This is a genomic window from Marinococcus luteus (genome assembly GCF_900106595.1).
Taxonomy (GTDB): Bacteria; Bacillota; Bacilli; order Bacillales; family Marinococcaceae; genus Marinococcus; species Marinococcus luteus.
Genome location: NZ_FNNC01000001.1, coordinates 408,917 through 426,282, shown reverse-complemented (window position 1 = coordinate 426,282; position 17,366 = coordinate 408,917). Strand labels below are relative to the sequence as shown.

The 17,366-nt window shown below is 49.6% G+C and carries 26 protein-coding genes; 4 read left to right on the top strand and 22 right to left on the bottom strand.

What is annotated here, in order from left to right; genetic code table 11:
* Positions 1–74: 74 nt before the first annotated feature.
* A complete protein-coding gene (locus BLV22_RS02020) occupies positions 75–557 on the bottom strand; it encodes a universal stress protein (RefSeq protein ID WP_091610607.1) in 483 nt (160 codons plus the stop codon).
* A gap of 273 nt (positions 558–830) precedes the next feature.
* Between BLV22_RS02020 and BLV22_RS14915 the strand changes: the two genes are divergently transcribed.
* Positions 831–968 (top strand): hypothetical protein, encoded by a 138-nt coding sequence (locus tag BLV22_RS14915; protein ID WP_176967599.1) that lies wholly within the window; start codon positions 831–833, stop codon positions 966–968.
* A 49-nt stretch (positions 969–1,017) separates the two neighbouring features.
* Here the strand turns inward: BLV22_RS14915 and BLV22_RS02015 are convergent, their stop codons facing one another.
* From BLV22_RS02015 to BLV22_RS01995, 5 genes are all read right to left on the bottom strand, one after another.
* Entirely contained in the window at positions 1,018–1,593 is a 576-nt protein-coding gene (locus BLV22_RS02015) for a nitroreductase family protein (RefSeq protein ID WP_091610606.1), read from the bottom strand.
* A gap of 41 nt (positions 1,594–1,634) precedes the next feature.
* Positions 1,635–2,501 carry a pirin family protein gene (locus tag BLV22_RS02010; RefSeq protein WP_091610604.1) on the bottom strand — a complete coding sequence of 289 codons (867 nt, stop codon included), beginning with the start codon at positions 2,499–2,501 and terminating at the stop codon, positions 1,635–1,637.
* A gap of 132 nt (positions 2,502–2,633) precedes the next feature.
* Complete coding sequence (locus tag BLV22_RS02005) at positions 2,634–3,071, bottom strand: MarR family winged helix-turn-helix transcriptional regulator (protein WP_091610602.1); 438 nt, start codon at positions 3,069–3,071, stop codon at positions 2,634–2,636.
* A 70-nt stretch (positions 3,072–3,141) separates the two neighbouring features.
* Positions 3,142–3,888, bottom strand: coding sequence for an SDR family NAD(P)-dependent oxidoreductase (locus BLV22_RS02000; RefSeq protein ID WP_091610600.1), 747 nt, complete (start codon positions 3,886–3,888; stop codon positions 3,142–3,144).
* A gap of 45 nt (positions 3,889–3,933) precedes the next feature.
* Positions 3,934–4,389 (bottom strand): Lrp/AsnC family transcriptional regulator, encoded by a 456-nt coding sequence (locus BLV22_RS01995; protein ID WP_425433773.1) that lies wholly within the window; start codon positions 4,387–4,389, stop codon positions 3,934–3,936.
* Between the two features lie 186 nt (positions 4,390–4,575).
* On the opposite strand from BLV22_RS01995, the gene BLV22_RS01990 reads away from it, so the two are divergent.
* Positions 4,576–5,478: a DMT family transporter gene (locus BLV22_RS01990; RefSeq protein ID WP_091610597.1), complete on the top strand. Its 903-nt coding sequence runs from the start codon at positions 4,576–4,578 to the stop codon at positions 5,476–5,478.
* 13 nt (positions 5,479–5,491) lie between these two features.
* Here BLV22_RS01990 and BLV22_RS01985 read toward each other — a convergent pair whose 3' ends face one another.
* From BLV22_RS01985 to BLV22_RS01945, 10 genes are all read right to left on the bottom strand, one after another.
* The gene (locus BLV22_RS01985; RefSeq protein ID WP_091610595.1) at positions 5,492–6,364 is read right to left on the bottom strand and encodes an SDR family oxidoreductase; all 873 of its coding nucleotides are present in this window, start codon (positions 6,362–6,364) and stop codon (positions 5,492–5,494) included.
* An 88-nt stretch (positions 6,365–6,452) separates the two neighbouring features.
* Complete coding sequence (locus tag BLV22_RS14910; RefSeq protein ID WP_176967598.1) at positions 6,453–6,596, bottom strand: hypothetical protein; 144 nt, start codon at positions 6,594–6,596, stop codon at positions 6,453–6,455.
* A 46-nt stretch (positions 6,597–6,642) separates the two neighbouring features.
* On the bottom strand, positions 6,643–7,149 hold the full coding sequence (locus BLV22_RS01980) for a GNAT family N-acetyltransferase (RefSeq protein ID WP_091610593.1): 507 nt from the start codon (positions 7,147–7,149) through the stop codon (positions 6,643–6,645).
* A 148-nt stretch (positions 7,150–7,297) separates the two neighbouring features.
* On the bottom strand, positions 7,298–7,960 hold the full coding sequence (locus BLV22_RS01975) for a 3D domain-containing protein (RefSeq protein ID WP_176967597.1): 663 nt from the start codon (positions 7,958–7,960) through the stop codon (positions 7,298–7,300).
* 469 nt (positions 7,961–8,429) lie between these two features.
* Complete coding sequence (locus BLV22_RS01970) at positions 8,430–8,867, bottom strand: Hsp20/alpha crystallin family protein (protein ID WP_176967596.1); 438 nt, start codon at positions 8,865–8,867, stop codon at positions 8,430–8,432.
* Positions 8,868–9,005: 138 nt separating this feature from the next.
* Positions 9,006–9,284 carry a hypothetical protein gene (locus BLV22_RS01965; RefSeq protein WP_091610590.1) on the bottom strand — a complete coding sequence of 93 codons (279 nt, stop codon included), beginning with the start codon at positions 9,282–9,284 and terminating at the stop codon, positions 9,006–9,008.
* A gap of 208 nt (positions 9,285–9,492) precedes the next feature.
* Positions 9,493–9,783 (bottom strand): hypothetical protein, encoded by a 291-nt coding sequence (locus tag BLV22_RS01960; protein WP_091610588.1) that lies wholly within the window; start codon positions 9,781–9,783, stop codon positions 9,493–9,495.
* The gene (locus tag BLV22_RS01955; protein WP_091610586.1) at positions 9,780–9,971 is read right to left on the bottom strand and encodes a hypothetical protein; all 192 of its coding nucleotides are present in this window, start codon (positions 9,969–9,971) and stop codon (positions 9,780–9,782) included. The genes BLV22_RS01960 and BLV22_RS01955 overlap by 4 nt, the downstream gene beginning before the upstream one ends.
* A gap of 182 nt (positions 9,972–10,153) precedes the next feature.
* Positions 10,154–10,444, bottom strand: coding sequence for a hypothetical protein (locus tag BLV22_RS01950; protein ID WP_091610585.1), 291 nt, complete (start codon positions 10,442–10,444; stop codon positions 10,154–10,156).
* Positions 10,445–10,581: 137 nt separating this feature from the next.
* The gene (locus BLV22_RS01945) at positions 10,582–11,217 is read right to left on the bottom strand and encodes an FMN-dependent NADH-azoreductase (RefSeq protein ID WP_091610583.1); all 636 of its coding nucleotides are present in this window, start codon (positions 11,215–11,217) and stop codon (positions 10,582–10,584) included.
* A 247-nt stretch (positions 11,218–11,464) separates the two neighbouring features.
* On the opposite strand from BLV22_RS01945, the gene BLV22_RS01940 reads away from it, so the two are divergent.
* On the top strand, positions 11,465–11,824 hold the full coding sequence (locus tag BLV22_RS01940; RefSeq protein ID WP_091610582.1) for a winged helix-turn-helix transcriptional regulator: 360 nt from the start codon (positions 11,465–11,467) through the stop codon (positions 11,822–11,824).
* Positions 11,825–11,883: 59 nt separating this feature from the next.
* Here the strand turns inward: BLV22_RS01940 and BLV22_RS01935 are convergent, their stop codons facing one another.
* A complete protein-coding gene (locus BLV22_RS01935; RefSeq protein ID WP_091610580.1) occupies positions 11,884–12,771 on the bottom strand; it encodes an SDR family oxidoreductase in 888 nt (295 codons plus the stop codon).
* 268 nt (positions 12,772–13,039) lie between these two features.
* Between BLV22_RS01935 and BLV22_RS01930 the strand changes: the two genes are divergently transcribed.
* Positions 13,040–13,474: a VOC family protein gene (locus BLV22_RS01930; protein ID WP_091610579.1), complete on the top strand. Its 435-nt coding sequence runs from the start codon at positions 13,040–13,042 to the stop codon at positions 13,472–13,474.
* Between the two features lie 95 nt (positions 13,475–13,569).
* On the opposite strand, the gene BLV22_RS01925 is transcribed toward BLV22_RS01930, so the two are convergent.
* From BLV22_RS01925 to BLV22_RS01905, 5 genes are all read right to left on the bottom strand, one after another.
* Entirely contained in the window at positions 13,570–14,898 is a 1,329-nt protein-coding gene (locus BLV22_RS01925) for a TrkH family potassium uptake protein (protein ID WP_091610577.1), read from the bottom strand.
* Between the two features lie 308 nt (positions 14,899–15,206).
* Positions 15,207–15,842: a class F sortase gene (locus tag BLV22_RS01920; protein WP_091610576.1), complete on the bottom strand. Its 636-nt coding sequence runs from the start codon at positions 15,840–15,842 to the stop codon at positions 15,207–15,209.
* Positions 15,811–16,647: a DUF4397 domain-containing protein gene (locus BLV22_RS01915; RefSeq protein ID WP_091610574.1), complete on the bottom strand. Its 837-nt coding sequence runs from the start codon at positions 16,645–16,647 to the stop codon at positions 15,811–15,813. The genes BLV22_RS01920 and BLV22_RS01915 overlap by 32 nt, the downstream gene beginning before the upstream one ends.
* Positions 16,648–16,819: 172 nt before the next feature.
* Positions 16,820–17,014, bottom strand: a complete 195-nt coding sequence (locus tag BLV22_RS01910; protein WP_091610573.1) for a helix-turn-helix transcriptional regulator — start codon at positions 17,012–17,014, stop codon at positions 16,820–16,822.
* A gap of 17 nt (positions 17,015–17,031) precedes the next feature.
* Positions 17,032–17,343, bottom strand: coding sequence for a DUF6773 family protein (locus BLV22_RS01905; protein WP_091610571.1), 312 nt, complete (start codon positions 17,341–17,343; stop codon positions 17,032–17,034).
* Between the last annotated feature and the right edge of the window lie 23 nt (positions 17,344–17,366).

Below are 17,366 nucleotides of genomic sequence, written 5' to 3'. Positions count from 1 at the left end.
AAAAACCACTACACTCTATAATTGTCCGTAAAACGCCCCGGCTGATTTTTAAAATCGGCCGGAGCATTTTTGAATTACTGGAGCGGTGCGGTGTGTGCCCGCTGGATCGAAGCTATGGCCGGATCAACGACATGCACATCGCACGGCGCATGCTTTTGTACCTTTTTGGTAACAGTGTTGCCCTGCATGGCCTGTTCGAGCACGTTACCGCCGGACTGGCCGACGACGATAAGATCTGGTTCAATTCTTTCACACAGCTGATTTACCAGGCGTTTTTTGGGAGCGCCGTTATCCAGAACGGCTTTTGCTTTGGAAACACCTTTTTCTTCGGCATGTCTCCGGTACGCTTCGAGCTGGTACTCGGCCTCTGCGTACAGCCGCTTAATGCCGATCGGATCCATCCACCCGAGCGACGAGTATTCGTTATAATGAAACACGTAGGCAAGCGTTAAATCGGCTCCGTGTTTGACAGCGACGCGGCATGCTTCGTCAAAGGCATCGACACTGGGATTATTGAGAACATCAAGCGCGGCCAGGATATGAGTGTATTGTTTCATTCCATTTCACCTTCTTATATTTTATAATAAAAGCCAAAAAGCACGAAGGTTTCCCTTTTCCGGTGCTTTTTGGCTTATGGTGCAGGCTTATGGATTCCTGACATTTCCGCCGTACTGGCTTGTATTTATTTACCATATTCCCTAAAGGCTTTGACACTCAAACTAAAAAAGTTCAATTTTTACAATTTTCATTCATTTTCACACGCAATTTGAGGTTTCAACCAGCCGCCAGCCGGATACAGTACAATTGAAATATCGTTGCAGGAGGATCGTATGAATAAACATCATCTTTTAAACCAGCTTTACGCTTTGAAGCAGCAATGGGCCCAAAAAGAAATTTCCCTGCGGGAATACTTACAGCAGCGCTTGAACCTGCGCCAGCAGTTGAATAAAAAACATGATGAAAAATAACAAAAAGCAGGCAGCGGATTCGCCCCGCTGCCTGCTTTTTTATGGTTAGTTATTCTTCCGTGATCCAGGTGGTCACCTGCTCCACCGGCCTCCGTCTGCCTTCCTTCATTTCCCGCACCGGATAGCCGATATAAATCAGCCCGAGTACTCTGCCCTGCCCGCTGAGGCCGAACAGCTCGTTCATTTTCGGATGATAGCAGTGCATCCCGGTGCGCCAGAAGGCCGCCAGCCCGAGGGCATGCGCGGCGAGCAGCATGTTTTGGATCGACGCGTATACTGCTCCGTACTCTTCAAGCGTATCCACCCGCTCTTCCTCAGATGGCTCCGCCGCCACTGCAATTACCACCGGTGCCCGCATCGGCTTCTGCTTTTGCTTTTCGAGATTCTTTTGCTTTTCCACTTGTTCTTCTGGCGTCATTTCTTCCGCGGCAATGGCCGCCATCGCTCCCCCGAGCTGCCTGCGCCCGTCGCCGGTCATGACGAAATACCGCCACGGCTCCGTTTTGTGATGAGAAGGCGCCCAGGTGCCGGCTTCAAGCACCTGCATAATGACCTCCTCCGGCACTTCGGTTTCTTCGACGAGTCCGTTACTGCGGCGTGAATGAATTGCTGTCAGTGCATCCACTCTGCTTCATCTCCTTCATACTGAATGACGGCCTGTCTGATTTATTCTGCGGGCGGCCCGAATTTTCCCTGGTGAAAGTCCCGGTACGCCTGCTTGATTTCTTCCATGCTGCTCATCACAAATGGGCCGTACGGCACGATCTCTTCGCGGATCGGCTCGCCGGAATACACGAGCAGCCGGGTCCGGCGCTTATGGGCTTTGATGCGGAGCGTCGAGAGTGCTTCCGGGTCCCCGTCCTCCTCGAACGTGAGCGTCGCGACGTCATGCTTATTGACAGTACCATCCGCCACATCGGCGCTGCCGGAGAGCGTGTACAGAAAGGCATTGTGGTTTTCCGGCAGATGATGCACGTATTCGGCTCCCTCCGATAAATTAATTTCGGTCAGTGTGATTGGAACGAGCGAGTTCAGCGGCCCCTCTTTCCCCGCGATGGTCCCGGAAAAGACCTTTAAATACCCGCCGTCAATCTGCACCGTCGGCGCTTCTTCCCCGTAAACGTTCTGGTAAATAGTATCGGTGTTCCGCTGGTCCTTCGGCAGGTTCAGCCACAGCTGCAGCGTGTGGGCGATGTCATTTTCCACCCCGTCCTCCGCATGGCGGGCCGCCCAGCCGGCATTCATATACTGCACGTCGCCGGGCTCGAGAATATCGCGTCCGCCACCGTTGTCAATGTGCTCGAGCCGTCCGTCCACGACATACGTAACGGTTTGAAAACCGCGGTGCGGATGATCCGGAAAGGTGCCCTTCTTGAACCAGTCCTCGGCCATTAAAATGAACGGATCAAAATCCTTCCACCGGTCCACCGGCAGCACCCAGCCCTTTTGAATGGACGGAAAACCGAACTCTTCGTACTGTACCGTCCACTTATCGCGGATACGGCGTTGAAACAAATTCTGTTGATGTTCCATAGATAACCCCTCGCTTTTCAATTTAGTATGCGTAGCAACTATTTTCCCAAAAAATATATTCGCTTCATTTAATCTACATCTTCAGTACAACATATTTTTCCGGGTCCTGCAAAGAATCTACTCCGAGAGCCTTTACTCCTCCCGAAGACTCTCGGAGACGTTTCTATTTATTTTAGCAAGCATCTGTTCAAGCGCTTTGAGCTCTTCGGTACTGATTCCTTTCGTCACAGCAGCGTTGAACCGCTCGGCTGCCGGGCGCACCTTTTCCTGCAGATGCCTGCCTTCTTCCGTCACAAACAGCTGCATGGCCCGCTGGTCCTCGGTCCCCGCCGCTCGCCGCACCAACTGCTTTTTTTCAAGCTGGGCGGCCATCCGGGCGACGTTGGTTTTATCCTTCTGCAGCTTCCGGGCGATATCATTCTGGGTGCGGCCGTCTTCCTCCCACAGAAGCATCATGATAAGGTTCTGCTCCGGGGTAAGGTTAAACATCCGCAGTTCTTCTTTAATAAAGCTGGTTAATTTCAAATCGGTCTGGTGAATCATAATACTGATAAAATCTTCGGTATGCATCTGAATGTCCTCCGTTGTGCTGATGGATTTGAAAAAAATCAATGACTTAAAAATTTTAAAAGACGCGTAATCAATAATCGGCGCTTCCCAGCGTCATACCTCCGTCGACCACGAGCTCGGCGCCGGTGCAATAGGAGCTGTCGTCCGACAGGAGAAAAGCGGCGGCTTTTGCGATTTCTTCCGGTTCCCCGATCCGCTGCAGCGGAACACTGCTGTAGGCATCCAGCTCTTCCTCGCTTTTGCCGGCCATTTCTGTATTTACCCCGCCCGGATGGATCATGTTCACCCGGATGCCCTTCGGCCCGAGTTCAACTGCAGCCGCTTTCGACATGGCTACTACAGCAGCTTTGCTCGCCGCATACGCAGATGAGCCACCAATCGGGGAAAAAGCGGACACGGATACATTATTCACAATAGCGCCCTTCTGCTGTTGTTCCATGAACGGTATGACGCTCTGCATACCTAAAAAAGTGCCCACCTGGTTAACCTGGATTAACTGAAAATACTCCTCTGCGGACGTTTCCGCGAACGGCTTTCGCGTCAGCATCCCCGCGTTGTTTACCAGACCGTCAATTCTCCCATGCGTCGCAATGATTTCTTTAACGGCCGCTTTCCATTCATCCTCCTTCGTTACATCTAGCTGGACGGGATACGCGTTTTCCGGATGCAGTGCTTCAGCTGCCTCCGACGCTTTTGTATAATCACGTGCTCCGACGATGACCGTGCTTCCCAATTGCAATAAATGCCCGGCGATCGCTTTTCCCTGGCCTCTATTGGCCCCGGTTACTAAAATGACGCTATTGCTTAAGTCCGGCATTGTCCCACTCCTCATCCTCTTGTTATGTTGACTTTTAAATTAATGTTACTTCCGCAAAGGAAGCACCGTCGAAGCCTTGACCTCGCGGAGCACAATGCTCGTCTGCAACTGGGAGACACCGAGCTGATTCAGCTCCCGGATAAACGCCTCCAGCTCCTTGCGGCTGCGGTGGATGGTTTTCAGCATATAATCAAACGACCCGGTCATGCAGTAGCACTCCATCACCTCCGGCATCGCCGATAAATGACGTTCGAGCTCGTTTATCTCCTGCGTCTGGTGAATGCCCGTGCTCATAAATACCGTGCACAAAAGATCATAGCCGAGCTTTTCCTGGTTGAGAATCGCCGTATAGGAATCAATATAGCCCTCCTGTTCGAGCCGTTTAACCCGTGCGTGGGTAGCCGGCGCGGAAAGATTCACCCGCTGGGAAAGCTCCAGGTTGCTGAGCCTCGTTTCCGTCTGCAGTAAATCGAGAATATGTATGTCCACGTCATCAAGCATGCGTTTCCCCTCCCGAATAATATTCGTTTTCAGCGCGCTTCTTTCACCTTTAACAAAAATAAATTCCGATTTAATTTATATTAACGAATAATGTTTTGAATTAATTAACTTATACAGAATTTTATTTTATGTAATCATTTTACATGATACATTTATTCCGTACAACACTACGGAAGGGGAAAACGCATGAAATACATCGGACTGCTGCTGCTCGCAAGCCTGTGCTGGGGAAGCAATTTTATCGTCGGCGAGGGCTTGACCACCTACGCTTCTCCCGTGACGCTTACGATTCTGCGCTACGGCATCGCCGTTCTCTGCCTTCTGCCAATTATCGCGGTCACAGAAAAACGCCTGCTCCCCGGCAGAAAAGCGATCGTGCCGCTTCTTCTGATGGGAATCACAGGCGTTGCCCTGTTTAATATTCTCCAGTTCACCGCGCTCACGTCGTCGAGCGCTACCAACGTAAGCATTATCTCGACAATGAATACGCTGTCGATCGCCCTGTTTTCCGCACTTCTTCTCCGTGAACGGCTGCGTGGCGTCCAGATCACGGCCATGCTCGTTTCCACCGCCGGCGTCTTGCTCGTCGTAACGGACGGGAGCCTCGCAGGCTTTTCTTTTGCCTCCGGCGATGTGTGGATGCTTGCGGCAGTGTTGGTATTCGGCCTCTACTCCATCTGCAGCCGCTGGGCGACCACCATGGTGTCTCCGATGATGTCGGTCTGTTATTCCGGACTGTTCGGCGTACTCCTGCTGCTTCCGGTTAACGGCTTTCGAACCCCCGTGCACCAGATTGATGCCGCCTTTATCGGGTCGATGCTGTTTTTAAGCATCATTGCAACGATTGTCTGTATGGTGCTCTGGGGTATCGGCGTGAAGCATCTGGGAGCGACGACCTCCGGGCTGTTTTTAAACTTCAACCCGCTGTTTACCGCCCTGCTTGCCTTTGTGCTGTTTGGCGAACACCTCACCTGGCCGCAGGCGGCCGGCAGTGCGATCGTCATCGGCGGATGTGTATCGTTTTCCCTGCTCACGAAAAAACACGGGAGGCTGCGATCAGCTCCCGCACTTCAAAAGCGTACCGCCTGAGGCGTTATGATAATTAAGAATCGGCCGGAAGCGTCCGCACGAGATGTTCAAGCGCGTCATGCATTGGCGTGGCCGGACGGCCGAGCAGCTTTTCAAAATCATTGCTTTCAATGTCGAGGGAGCCGCTGCGGATGCCCTGCTGGATACTGACAAGCATTGGTACAACTGCCTCCGGCATGCCGGCTTCCTTCATGATCTCCGCATATTCATCATCGTCCACGTGCTGCACCGGAAGCTCTTTTCCAAGCACGTCTCCAAGTACACTAACGAGTTCATCCTGGGTGTGCGGGCGGCCGGAAAGCTCGTATACCGACTGCTGTTCACCCTCTCCTGCGAGAGCGGCGGCAGCGGCCTCCGCGTAATCGAGCTGCAGTGCCCATCCTGCCCGGCCGTTTCCGGCAGCAGTAACCCACGGCTCCCCGTTCATAGCTCCCTGAATGCCCGGCACTTCATTTTCGAGGTACCAGTTGTTGCGCAGAAACGCGTGTGGAATTCCGGTTTCAATAATCGCATTTTCGGCTGCTCTATGCGGCGGAGCCAAAAACATCGTGCTGCTTTCCGCATGGCCGATGCTTGTGTAGGCGATAAAGGAGACACCCGCCCGGGCCGCTGCTTCCACTGCGTTCGTGTGCTGGCGGATTCTCGTGTCATTATCCCCGTCGGTTGAAATAATCAGCAGGCGGTCGACGCCGGCAAACGCTTCGTCCAGACTTTCCGGTTCGTCAAAATCGCCGCGGCGCACATCCACCCCTGCTTCCTTCAGATCTTTTGCCTTATCCGGGTTCCGGACGCTGACGGCCAGCTGGTCCGCCGGCATCTTCTTCAGCAGCGACTGCATCACCTGGGATCCTAATTTGCCTGTGGCTCCGGTTACTAATGCTTTCATCTGTCATCCCTCCATTTTTATTGTTAATTATAACCAAAACAGTTACATGTAGTACAATAAAACGACTGTCGTTTTAATTTCGCTGCAGCTACCCTAACGTCAAAACAGCGAGCGCTGTGAGAAACAACGTATAGCTGCTGAAAGCGGCAATTTTTCGCACCCGGCTGTTAGGAATAAAGCTGACCGCTGTCAACACACCCGCGAAGCCCAGCACCATAAGCATGATAAGCATTTTCTTCCTCCTCAAGCTGCCCGGTTCGCAGCTGGTTTTCTTCTATTTAAATATCACGCCTGTACCGGAGCGATACATAATCTTCGTCTTCAGTGTTTGCATATCCGATACGCTCTCCTTCGTACGTAAAGCCTTTCGCTTCATAAAAGGGAATCGCCAGCTGGTTGCCCTTCTGGACAGAAACCCACTGCTCCGCCGAGCCCCAGCTCTGCTGCTGGCTCGTCACCGCCCCGAGCAGCATCGTCCCGATCCCTTCATTCCGGCGGACCGGATCCAGATACAGCACGTACAATTCGGATTCCTTCTCCCCCGTCATACCGCCGCCTGCAACTCCTATCACCGTTTCATTTTCCACGGCTGTGAAATAGCCGCCCCAGTCGAGGCTTGTATGCTTCACCTCATCGAGTACCCTGGCTTCATTATAAAATTCCCGGCACACCCGCTCGAGATAATCGTCACTGCACAGTTCCCGGTACGTTGCCCACGTCGCTTTCGTACAGACAGAAATGATGCCGGAAACATGCGACGGTCCGGCCTGTTCAATATGTATCATCTTTTCCCTCCGGCATAACGATAATTTTCATTCTATCTCTTTCATATTTTAAACGTTTTGCCTTCTTTTTAATATATGCTCCAGGTGAAATGTAGAAACAAAAAAATCCCCTCCAGCTTTGGAGAGGATTTTTGTTAGATGCTATTGATTAGTCGATTACTGTTACTTCAAGGTCCTGACGGCCGAAGGAAAGTGCTTCGGAGTTCGTTGGTACGTGAACGTCGATGCGGTTGCCGTTAATTGCGCCGCCTGTGTCAGCTGCTTCGTAAGTGCCCATGCCTTCCACTTTTACTGTGGAGCCGAGTGGGATTACGTCCGGATCTACGGCAATGACGTTAGCGTCACGGTCGTTGTTCAGGTTTTTGCCTGTTGCCGTGATGCCGCTGCATCCTGCACATTCAGCAGTGTAGGCAGTAGCTTCCACGTTCATGGTTTCGCCGCCACTGGTGCTATTGGAAGACTCGGAAGTTGACTCGCCAGCAACTTCTTCACTGGAAGAATCGGAAGATCCACCGAGAGCTGCCTGTGTTTCCGGTCCTGCTACGCCGAAGTAGCTGCCGGCAGAAGAAGAAATGCCATTATCTGCCTGAAAGTCTTTGACAGCACTTTCTGTTCTAGGTCCGAAAGTAGAGCCGGTGTTTCCACTGAAGTAGCCTTTTTCTTTCAGCGTGTCCTGAAGCTCCGCAACAGAAGAGTTAACGTCTCCTCTGTCCAACTGGCCGTGGTCGCTGATGGATGCGTCCGCTGCCTGTGGTGCTCCGAATACTACGCCTGCTGTAATTGCTGTTCCAAATAATGTTTTTTTCATCATATTGATTCAACCTCCGAGGTAAAGATATTTTTTTCGTCCTAATGACGATGCCCAATGAACTGTTTGCCTATATGATTACTTACCTTTACGTCACTATTGCATGGATAGGTTGATTGTTTAAATGTAATTGATTGCTGAATTACTTATGTGTTTTCTCTCAAACACAACGCTTCCGATTATGACGTGGGGGGTTAAAAATATCAACAGCATTAATTCAGTTGTAATCTCCTCTTAATAAACTTCCTTTTTATGTAAAAAAAGCAGACCGTTTGGCCTGCTTCAAAAATGGAAAAGGATATTTTCAGCGGTTTATCAACCAATATTTCCCATAAAATATTACAATCAGATTACCACCTTCAAAATGAAGGCAGGTATTTCCTCTTGATTCAAAGCAACTAATACGCTGACACCAGTAGTTTCAACATATTCAAGTACGAAAACGAATTTTTACAGTTTGACTGTAATATTTCTATTGAATATCGATTTGTTTTTTAGTTACAGACCGTTTGTCCTCTTTTGGCAGCTGCAGTTTCAATACGCCATTTTTAAAAGAAGCCTGGATTTCGTCCTCTTTAATATTCTCAAGCGTTATGCGCCGGCGGAATTCGCCGTAGCTGCGCTCTCGGTGCACGTAGTCGTCATGGTCGATGTCCTGCTTTTCCTCCCGCTTCGCGCTTATCGAGAGTACCGGTGCACCGTACTCCACCTGGATATCCTCTTTGTGAAAGCCCGGAAGTTCCGCTTCGACTACATATTCTTTGTCTTCTTCGCGAACGTCGAGCTTGAACTTGTTCATGTCCTGCAGAGGCTCAAGGAAATGGTCATTCAGCAAATCTCCAAATCCAAAACCACGAGAAAGGTCCGGGAAAAATCCACGATTACGGCGATTAGGTGTTAAATCTGCCATCATGCTTTCCTCCTTATTCGAAAGTAATGGTGTTTTCACTATTAATTATATATGCATATTTCAATGTTGAAACTAATTTTTTTGTAAAATTCCCGAAAAAAATAACCCTCCAGGAAGCTGGAGGGCTTTGTACTGCAATTATTTTTTCAGTTTTTTCGGCAGCTTGCCTTTCGCCTTTTTCTTCAGGCGCTTTTTCTGCTTTGCCAATTTTTTAGGCGCACTCTTCTTGTTCAAAATATAACGCGGTTTTTTCGATTTCTTCTTTTTGTCTTTTTTCTTGCTTTTATCGTCGCCGTCCGGCGTCAGGCCTTTTTTGATTTTACGTGTGATAAGCGGAAGGGATCCGCCAATCAGGCTGCCTGTAGCCACCCAGCCGTAGCCCTTATTTTCCTTACTGTTCTTGTTTTCCTCTGCCATATAATCATCTCCTTTAATCGTACCATCAGCTGTAGGCATTCGTTCGCTGAATCGATAATTCTGCTTTAATATTAATTGCTCATACATATATGTTTTCCGAACTATTAATATTTCAAACAAATTTTCACGATAAAATGCCTGTTGTGCTTCTATATTTACACATAAATATGGATATTTCCCTTTAATTTTTAAATGCTGGAGCGCTCAGCTATAAATATTGCCGAAACAGAGAATAGCCGCCAAGGCCGACAATCATACAAACTGTAATCGTGGTAAACGTGTACATGACTTCCCCTGCTTCAAATGCTCCGCTTCGCCAGCCCGCAACGGCTGCACTTACCAGAGAGACTACGCCTGTAATAAGCACATATCCGAGCGTGAGCAGCATATGTATTTTCCAGTTCACCGGCGCAAGCACTGCATATAACGCGATGGATACAAGCCCCACCGGAATCAATAACAACAGCAGAATCAGCAATGCTTCGGTAAATATCGTCATGAGTTTTCCTTTTCCCCTTGCCGCTTATTTTTAATAACATCAGCTGTAAGAGAGCCTGCCCCGATTACAGCCACTATAGCCAGCGGTATCATAACGGCGAGTATTTCCGTTTCAAAATAGGCCATGCAAAGAAGTACAGCAATTGATATGATCAATGCACTAAGAACCGTTATTTGCCGGATGGTCATTGGAAAGCCCCCTCTCAGGAAAATAAATAACCTGTTGTGTTGATACTTCATATTGTCCTTTAGTGTCTCTCAGCAATACTGCTTCTTTTGGGACGATCCATACCTTAAGCAGAAAACTCATTAGGAGACCAAGAACTCCTGCGATAGGAAAAAATTCCGGCATGCTATCACCTTTCTTTGAATCAATTAATTATCTCTGCAAGCACGAAGCTCATCGTGCTCATAAGCAGAAGCGCCGCCAGTATCCTGAAAAATGCCGCTTCGTTCCGGTTGATGCTCTCCTTCGCCCCGCCGGTGTAATTCCATATGAGCAGAACGTTGGCTATCAATAATAGTGGGAAGGACATGGCGGTATTTCCCAGATAGATATGCCCCGTGAATGCAACAATATTGAAGATAAACAACCAAATAAAAACCAGGCCGTTTAACAAGAAAACAAGCGTCGTACGCGTTCGGGTGCGCCCTGCTTCCATGCTCTTCCCCTACCTTCCATTACCTAAAATATTATAAATGCAATTTAGCATAAATTTCCTTTTATGTATCCTGCTTCTATATTTCCGCATGAAAAAACCCGCCCGGCAGTTTCCTGCCGAACGGGTTGATCGATTCATTATACTTCTTGGTAAGCCACGCGTGAAGCGGCTTCAGCAACTTCCTTCAGACCTGCTTCGATGATTTCCTCTGCCTGGTCCGGGTTGGCGTTATGGCCTTCAATTACCACTTCATCTACAATATCCATGCCGTACAGGCCGCCAAAAATGTTCTGCATGTACGCAAGCGCCATATCCATGCCAGCCATTTCCGGAGCGGAATACACGCCGCCGCGGGCGTTCAGAAAGATCACTTTTTTCTCCGGCATGAGCGGCACAAGCGCGCCTTCCGGGCTGTATTTAAACGTGTAGCCGGCTTCGGCGATATAGTCGATAAAGGTCTGCAGCTTGGCCGGGATCGTCAAGTTCCACAACGGGAAGGCAAATACGACCAGATCAGCCGCGCTGAAGGCGTCCTTTGCTTTCTGCTTCGCAGCAAGTACCCGGCGGTCCATCTCGGTTGGCTCACCGTCTGTCGCAAGGCGGCCGAAGGCGTCAAAGAAGTCCTGGCCAAAATACGGTGTATCCTCTTCAAACACGTCGTAGGTCTGCACGTTCAATGCGCCCGCGTCCTGCACGTTTGCCAGAAACGTTTCGTACATTTTCGTGGAAATGCCATCCGGGCGGTTGTTTGCTTTTACTAGTAATACGTTCACAGCTATCCCTCTTTTTCTTAAATGATTAATTTTCTCTGCTCTTCTTATTTTAGCCGCTCCGGACGCGAAAACAAGTACGCACATAAAAGTGGTATAGTTCCCTCGAGGGTACCAATGGCGGCTTCCCGCGGGCAGAAGCAAAACAATTCGTTTTCCGGACAGGACGTGGTAGTATGTACATACTGGATTGCATGTAAGCAAAGACCTACATACCTGCTTTATAAAATCATACTAAGGAGTGGCACCATTGAAAAAAGAACCCGAATTCTGTCAGTTTCAGGAGGCACTCGGCATACTTGTCGGCAAATGGAAGCCTGTTATTCTTGTGCATCTGCTTAATGACGGCACGCAGCGCTTCAGCGTATTAAAACGAAAAATGCCGGGCATCACCCAGCGCATGCTCACCAAGCAGCTGCGCGAGCTCGAGGATGAGGACATCATCCAGCGCGTCATTTACCCGGAGATTCCGCCCAAAGTGGAATATTCCATTACCGAATATGGCCGGAGCCTGGAGCCGATTCTCGAAGCGATGCACGAGTGGGGAAGCTCTCACGTCGCACGCAAGCAGGCAGAGGAGCCCGGGGCGCAGGAAGAAAAGCTGTCCTAAATAAATCAAGCACCCATTTCCCGTGAAGCCGGAAAATGGGTGCTTTTTGTCTGTCTTTATTAATTGGCGTTTAAGCCGCCAGTCGCGCTGTAGACGTGGCCGGTCACGTAGCTTGCCTGATCGGAGGCAAGAAATACATATACTCCGGAAAGCTCCACTGGCTGGCCGGCACGCCCGAGCGGCGTCTCCGGCGTTTCTTCCCCAAATTTCGGGATATTTTCGCCCGGCTGACCGCCGGAAATCTGCAGCGGCGACCAGAATGGTCCCGGTGCGACCGAGTTTACGCGGATGCCCTGGGAGGCCACCTGCTTGGCCAGTGCTTTCGTAAACCCGATGATAGTGCTTTTGGTAGCGGCATAGTCCAGAAGCATCGGCGATGGATTATAGCCTTCAATGGAAGTCATTGTTATGATCGAACCGCCCTCCGGCATATGCGGCAGCGCTTCCTGGGTCATCCAGTACATGGAGAATACGTTTGTTTCAAACGTGGAGACGATCTGTTCGGTCGTAAGGTCAGCAATGTCTTTCACAGCCTGCTGTTTGCCGGCAACAAGCGCGAGAATGTCCAGCCCGCCGAGTTCGTCCACTGCGGACTGTACGAGTTCGCGGGAGAATGTTTCGCTTCTCAGATCTCCCGGCAGAAGCACCGCTTTACGCCCGGCCTGTTCAATCATTTCTTTTACGTCCTGCGCATCCGGCTCTTCGTCCGGCAGATAGTTGATCGCTACGTCGGCTCCTTCGCGGGCGTACGCAATCGCCGCGGCCCGGCCGATACCGGAATCGCCGCCGGTAATGAGCGCTTTTCGTCCCTTTAATTGTCCGGTGCCTTCATAGCTGCTTTCGCCGCAGTCCGGCTGCGGATTCATATATTTCTGCACACCAGGCGGATCCTGGTACTGCTTTGGATAGTCGTCATGATAATACTGTTTGCGTGGATCCTGTGTCATGCTGAAAATCTCCTTTATTTACATAACTTATTTATATGCATTTTCATTTCCTTTTCATGACAACTTGAAACATCCAAAAGTATTTTCATATAAAAATTAATAATCATTACGCTATGCGCACTGGACGAAAATATTTACCCTGCTGATAGCGAGTTCAAGGAATAACTTGAAGGAGAAAGGAAATTTAATACCAGAAGTAGAAACCAGTAATACACTTGCATTAACCATATGAGGAGATACTTACTAACCTGGAGAGGGAGTGTGTATTATGGTTGGCGTCGAAATCGATATGGTGGTTACCGACAGTTTAAAAGCGCTGGAGCTGTATGAAAAAATATTTGATATTGAAACAGTGGAGGTTTCGGACTTTTCCCGGGGTGAAAATGAAGTCCTCTTCACTTTGTACGATGTCCCGTTCCATCTGTTGGATGAAAACCCGGCCTTCCACTTGACCGCCCCCACCCCGGACGACCCAAAAACCCTCTGGTTTAACATCACGGTACCAGACATCGAGGAGACCTATGCCAAAGCCATCGACGCGGGCTGCCATGAAGTACAGCCGGTCACGAACCTGCCTGATCACGGCGTAGCAAATGCTATTTTTATGGATCCCTTTGGCTATATCTGGATGCTGCACCAGTTGTATGAGGAAGTGAGTTTTGAGGAGCGCAAGCGGTTCTGGGAGGAAAAACGGGCGAATTAACGAATGAAACAGTAGCTTTTCAATAAAATAAAACAGCCGCTCCTGTTGCTTTTCAGGAAACGGCTGCTTTATTTTATATTTTCAGGCTGCAGGATTTACCCGGTAAAAATATCGCCCCGAGGATAGCGCACGTGCGTTTTTTTCGGTTTGGCCAGAGAAAAGGCGAGCGTCACCGAGCCGACACGGCCGACAAACATGATACCGATGATCACAACTTTTCCAATCGTACTGAGAGATTCGGTGAGCCCCATCGTGAGGCCGACCGTACCGAACGCCGAAAACACCTCAAATACAATGTATTCAAATGATGCCTGCTCGGTCAGCGACAAAATAAATATCCCCGAAAAGACGACGGCAAATCCGAGCACCGTAATCGCGAGCGCCCGTTCAATAATGGCTGGGGCGATACGGCGGTGGAAAACAGTTAAATCTTCTTCGCGTTTAATGTATTTAACCGCGGCCAGAATGATCACCAAAAACGTTGTCAGCTTAATACCGCTTGCGGTCGAGGCGCTGCCGGCACCGATGAACATAAGCATCATAATGAAGACAATTGTCTGAATCTGCATATCAGCAATGTTGACGGTGTTAAACCCGGCTGTTCTCGGCGATACCGCCTGAAAATAGGAAGTCCACAGCTGTTCCCCAAGCGTTAACGCAGTAACAGTCTGCGGGTTAATATATTCAAACAAAAATACGATAGTCACGGCTGCAACATTCAGCACCAGCGTGCCGACGATCATCAATTTCGAATGCAGCGTCAGGGTTCGGAATTTCCGCTTTTCCCACACGTCATACAACACCGTAAAGCCGATGCCGCCGATAATAAACGAAGAAGAGATTGCAATATTCACCGCCGGATTGCCGGCGTACTGCATCAGGTTGCTGTCCCAGAGCGAGAACCCGGCATTGTTAAAGGCTGAGACTGCATGAAACACGCTGTAAAACAGGCCCTCGCCCCACCCGTACTCCGGCACCCACTGGGTGGCAAGTGCGGCTGCTGCAAGCGATTCCACGCTCAAAGAAAAAATCACCAGAATCTTTACAAGCTTCACGACCCCGCCCATCGCCGGCTGATTCAGCGACTCCTGAACGAGAAGCCGGCTGCGCAGGCCAATACGTTTACCGAGCAGAAGCACAATAAAAACCGTGACCGCCATAAACCCGAGTCCGCCGAGCTGGATCATCACCATAATCACTGTCTGGCCGAACACCGTGAAGCCGTTTCCCGGGCTGATCGTCACCAGGCCGGTCACCGTCGTGGCGGAGGCCGCCGTAAACAGCGCATCAATTATACTGATTGGGCTCGTTACGGACACCGGAAGCATTAACAGCGCCGTCCCTGTCGTAATAACAATAAGAAAGCCGGAGGCAAGAATCTGCGGAGGCGTCATGCTCCGCATCAACCATGATAGAAAAGTCATTACACATCGCCCGATTCTGCAAAAGGTAGTACTGCGGCTGAGAAACTTTTTCTGACTTGAAAAATATTCCTTCTGTTTATTCCATCATACAAAAATCTGTACCGTTTAACTATCTTTTTTAATCAGCTGCTGTATTGAACCCAGGTTTATATCTGCTCTTTTTCTCCCTTCAACTTTTACCGCCGTCCCCGGCCTTGGCCCCCTCAATAAAACAGCAAAACTGTCGTAAAAAATGAAAAACCTGAATCATGAACACTTGTTTCTGTGTCCAGAATTCAGGTTTTCGTTCAATCCAAAGCAGGCTTTCGTTACTCTTCCACTACGGAAGCGGTGACCACCAGCCTTTCGCGGTGTGTGCCGGCCTCATCGTCGAACTCTCCGGTGCATGTAATCAGCTGCAGCGAACGTTCGCTCGAGGCACCGAAAATCTGTTGGATCGGAGCATCGTCATACGGATAAGATTCAGCAGATTCCATTTCAAAAGTAATCGATTCCCCGGATTCATCGATTACTTCAATCAAATCTCCCTGCCTGAGTTTATCCAGATGGTAAAACACAGCAGGACCGGAACGGTCATTCACATGGCCTGCGATGACCGCATTCCCCTGCTGCCCCGGCTTGAATCCCGGCGAAAACCATCCGGTATCCTCCCCGTTATCCGGCACTTCCATTCCCCCACTTTCCGTATATCCCATATCATCCACTGCCGCTTCCAGCCCAATCGAGCTTATCCTGATTGATGCCGGTGAAATCGACTGAGTTGATGAAGCTGTCTGTGTCTCTGTCTCTGTCCGCTCCCCGACCTCCGAAGCTTCTGCCCCTTCTATTGACGCTTCCGAATAAGCTGTTTCCGCTTCCGTGAATTCCTCTGAGCTACCGGATAAAAAAAGAACCAGGAAAGCGAAGAGAATGCTATGAAGAAGCGCCCGCGCGGCGGCGTGCATAGTATCCAGCCCCAAGACCAGCTGCTAACAGGCCAGCCAATACGTACATCATCGTATTATCTGTTCCGGCTGCTCCAGTCTGCGGCATTTCAGATGGCATACTCTCACTGGAAGGGGTAGCAAGTATAATGGCATCAAGTTCAGGATCGCCTTCTGCAAAGCCAACAGCAAGTACAGAATAATTCATGCCTTCCTCAAGCTCCGTACCGGCAAGGTCGAGTACTACATCCTCGGTTCCTGTCGGCCGTACTTCGAGATCATAAGATCCGGCTTCCACTTCCATATAATCCGTCACACCGGTGAACGGGGCATCTTCAAACAAAATATCTCCGTCTGTTACTGCTACATCAACATTTGGAGCGTCAGGAGAAAAGTGCGCAACCCTTACGTTCGCCATTCCCTCTGCTGCTTCCTGATTGTCTTCCAGTACGCTCAGCTCAATGTCTTCCAGCGTGTTTGTAGCTGCAGCTGTATAAGCTTCGCCCTCTTCCACATCAAGCGTGCCGGACAATACAGGATCGCCTTCGCCTTCTTCACCAGCAGCAAATATCTCTATCTCGCGCTCGCCTTCCGGTACTTCCAAATAATCAGTTGCATCCTTGAAAGCCGCCCCTTCGACTACAGCTTCTCCATCAACGTACACATCAACTTCGGGTGCATCAGGAGAGGCATGCACAATTCTTACCATCCCGTTGTCTTCCGATGCGCCCTCTTCCGTATCATGACTGTCGGCCAACGCTGTGCCTCCGCCAGCTAAACTAAACACCAGCGCACCAGTTAACATGGATCCAACAACTTTTTTCATTTCTCCGCCTTCTTTCTAATAGGATGTGTTTCTCCGGGGCGGGTACTTTACAACCAACTATTAGAATCATAGTTGCTTGTACTATTACCTTTTCTTCCACACTCCAAACATTAATTTCATAATTTTCTAATAAATATTTCTGCGCTTTTATCCAGTCGCCGGGCTGGAGGCTTTATTCCTCCCAAAACAAGTCATCGAGCGTTTTGGCCAGGGCCTTGCAAATCGCAAGGCACAGCTGCAGGCTCGGGTTGTATTTGCCGAGCTCAATCAGTCCAATCGTCTGGCGGGAGACGCCAATCTGTTCGGCAAGCTCCTGCTGGGATAAATTTTTCTCCACCCGCGCTGCTTTTAATTTTAAATTTTTCATCTGTACTCCTGTCCTTTTTATTCAGTATGTCTTGATTTTGTAACTACATCGATCAAAAAAGCCAGGCCGATCAACAGTGGAATATAAATCATGAGGCTTACAACAGCCACAAGGAAAAAGTAATTGATGCTCTGTGCTGTTCCTTCCGCATATAAAATAGCGCTTCGTGTGCCGAGATAAAGGGAAAATGCTACGCCTCCGGCTCCGGCATAAATAAAATTTTTCGCCGTCATCGGAATTCGGCTGGTGCGGTCGTGCATTTCCCGCTCGGCGCTGAAAATATCGAGTTGCCAGCCACGGGCCATGTAATACAGCGACATGACAATCATTTAAAAAAAGCACCCTGTCGCCA